Annotated in this window: 4 protein-coding genes; 2 read left to right on the forward strand and 2 right to left on the reverse strand. The window is 53.8% G+C overall.

The window, feature by feature from the left end; genetic code table 11:
- The coding region (locus H5U36_09895) for a transposase (GenBank protein MBC7218417.1) at positions 1-473 on the forward strand (473 nt) is incomplete at its 5' end.
- Positions 400-642 (forward strand): transposase, encoded by a 243-nt coding sequence (locus H5U36_09900; protein ID MBC7218418.1) that lies wholly within the window; start codon positions 400-402, stop codon positions 640-642. The genes H5U36_09895 and H5U36_09900, both read left to right, overlap by 74 nt.
- A 225-nt stretch (positions 643-867) precedes the next feature.
- On the opposite strand, the gene H5U36_09905 is transcribed toward H5U36_09900, so the two are convergent.
- Together H5U36_09905 and truB are read right to left on the reverse strand one after the other, a co-directional pair.
- Positions 868-1800 (reverse strand): hypothetical protein, encoded by a 933-nt coding sequence (locus H5U36_09905; protein MBC7218419.1) that lies wholly within the window; start codon positions 1798-1800, stop codon positions 868-870.
- Positions 1790-2677 carry a tRNA pseudouridine(55) synthase TruB gene (gene truB / locus H5U36_09910; protein MBC7218420.1) on the reverse strand — a complete coding sequence of 296 codons (888 nt, stop codon included), beginning with the start codon at positions 2675-2677 and terminating at the stop codon, positions 1790-1792. The genes H5U36_09905 and truB overlap by 11 nt, the downstream gene beginning before the upstream one ends.
- Between the last annotated feature and the right edge of the window lie 79 nt (positions 2678-2756).

Consider the following 2756-nt stretch of genomic DNA (forward strand, 5'->3'; position numbering starts at 1 on the left):
ACCGGTGTACATCGCCTTGGGGATCAGGCCTGACGGGCGAAGGGATATCCTGGGCTTTTGGCTGTTTGGAGCAGATGGGGGAAAGCGCCCACAACTGGGAGGAGGTGCTGAAAGACCTCCGGCGCCGCGGGGTACGCAGGGTACGGATCTTCGTCACCGATGACCTCCCGGGCTTAGAGGAGGCCATCAAGAAAATGTTCCCTGATGCGGACTGGCAGCTTCATGTTCTTCATGCCGTACGGGATGCCTTGAACAAGGCCAGAAGACGGGACCGCGAGGCCCTGGCCGAAGCACTCAAGAAGATTTACCGGGCAGAGATGGAAGAGGAAGCCAAGGGAGGCTTAGGGAGGCTGCGGGAGAGGTGGGGTGAGATCTATCCCAGGATTGTGGAATGCCCTGTTGGCGTTTCTCCGTCACCCCAAGCCTATCCGACGGTATCTGTACACCACGAACCAACTGGAACGGTTGACTAAGGGGGTGAAACGACGGACGAAGGTGGTGGAGGTGTTCTGTGGAGAAGAAGCGGTGGAGAAGCTTTTGTACTTAGTTTTGAGTCACTTAAACGAGGCCTGGGGAGCGCGAAAGCTCAGGGGATTTGCGGAAATCGAGACGGGGAGCTACAATGCTGGCCGGACACAATAAACGAGACACTATGGCTGGTAAGCGTGCAGGTTGCGAGGACTCGCGAAAACCGAGACAGGAGCCATTATGCCGGGTGAGACACTATGAATCTGACACCTCGACTTTCGGTCGATTCTCGCAGAACTCAAAAACCAGGGGTACCGGGGTTTTGTTTCTGCGGAAATCCTCCAGAAGCCGAGTTTCCAGGAGGCGGCACGGAAGACCATTCTCACCCTTCGGGAGATTCTAACGGTCATCTCGAGATAGAAGGAAAAAGGTCTCGATGTCGCGCTGAACCTGGGCTTTGAGGGCTTCTTCCGAAGGAAAGACCATCTCTTTCCGCACAAAGTGCTCGAAGGTAATGCAAACTCTTCGATTGTAAAGCTCGGGAAAAGATGAATGGGGCACAAAAACCTCCACGACCTGTCGCTTCGTATCCCGAAATGTTGGCCTCGTTCCCGTGTACACGAGAGCCTGGAAAGCCGAATTCGAATTCCCCTCCCAGGACACGCTCCCGACATAGACTCCTGGAGGGGGAAGAAGCTTCACAGATGGAGGATAGAGGTTCAAAGTAGGGAAACCAAGGGCTCTTCCAATTCTTCTCCCCTTCCTCACTTTCCCTATGACCGAAAAAGGAGAGCCAAGGAGAGCATTGGCTCTCTCGAGCTCCCCAAGAAGGAGGTACTCCCGAATGCGAGAACTCGACACAACCTCTCCCCCTACCTGGTACGAAGGAAGGGCAACAACATCCACTCCCCGGGGTGCAAAGTACTTTCGGAGAAGTTCAGGATTCCCCTGACGCCCAAAGCCGAAACGGAAATTCTCTCCCACGCAGATGACCCGGGGATGAAAAACCTCTTCTATTCGACCGAGAAAAGCCAAAGGCGAAGTCCTCCGGAGATTCTCCCCAAAACGGAGGAAGGAGAGAAAAATCCCCGGATAGAAGCGAGAGAGAAGAAGGTACTTTTCTCCGTACAGGGTAAGGTACTTGATTTTCCTCCGAGGTGAAAGAAGATGCTGAGGATGGGGATAAAAGGTGACCACGCAAAGAGGAGTGCAAGATGTGGCTCGATGGTACGCTTCTGCGAGAACCCTCCGGTGTCCGAGATGAAGTCCGTCAAAGAACCCTATGGCAAGCACACTTTCTGGGAACTCTTTCCATCCCCGCTTAAGAAACATGACAGGATTCGGCAAGAACGATTTTTGGAAGGAACCTCGACGAGTCCCAAAAGGCAAGACCAAGAAAGGACCCTTCATAGAGCACTTTTACCATGGAAGGAGAGGAAAAAGCCGCGGGAAAAGTGAAGGGTGTTCCATGGAGGAAGAGTCTTGCTTCCTGCTCCCCAACTTCTACACTCTCAAGGAAATAGAGCGCTTTCTCGGGAGGGATAGACCGCTCAAGGAGAAATTCTCGATCAACGCCTCTTCGCATGACATCAATGCTCTCTCCAAGGGGGAAAATGCCGACTCGTTCCCGAACAAGGGATGCCACATAGGCCCCAAGTCCTAACCTCTTCCCAAGATCATTGGCAAGACTCCGTACGTACGTTCCTCCTGAGCAGTGGATGAGGAGTTCTGCTTCTCCAAAGGTTCCCTCCACACAGCCAAGAAGCTCGAGTTTATGCACCGTCACTTCACGCGTAAGGGTGATGCGCTCTCCGCGCCGGGCATACTCATAAAGCGGACGCCCACGGTACTTGCAAGCCGAAAAGGGAGGTACTTCTTGAACGAATGTCCCGCGAAAGTTCTCAAGAGCCTCGAGGAGTTCCTCCCTCACGAGAGGTCTTGTGGAAACCGAGGTAACTTTTCCTTCCACGTCGTAGGTATCCGTGGCGATTCCAAAGCGAATTCGGGCCCTGTATACTTTGTCGAGTTCCTGAAAAAAGGACACAAGGCGCGTTGCTTTCCCAAAGCACACAAGGATCACCCCACGGGCAAAGGGATCGAGCGTCCCGGTGTGCCCTGCTTTCGTGCCGAGAATCTTCCCCACTCGCTCGACAAGGACCCGAGAGGTGATTCCACAGGGCTTGTAGAGGTTGAGCACTCCGCCTAACATTCTCTCTTCTCCCCCGTACCTACCATGTTGCAAGCAAGGGTCTTCACGTACCCTGTGACAGTCTCGTAGACCAAAGAGA

Origin of the sequence: Candidatus Caldatribacterium sp., from assembly GCA_014359405.1 — a bacterium.
Lineage (GTDB): Bacteria > Atribacterota > Atribacteria > Atribacterales > Caldatribacteriaceae > Caldatribacterium > Caldatribacterium oleiphilum.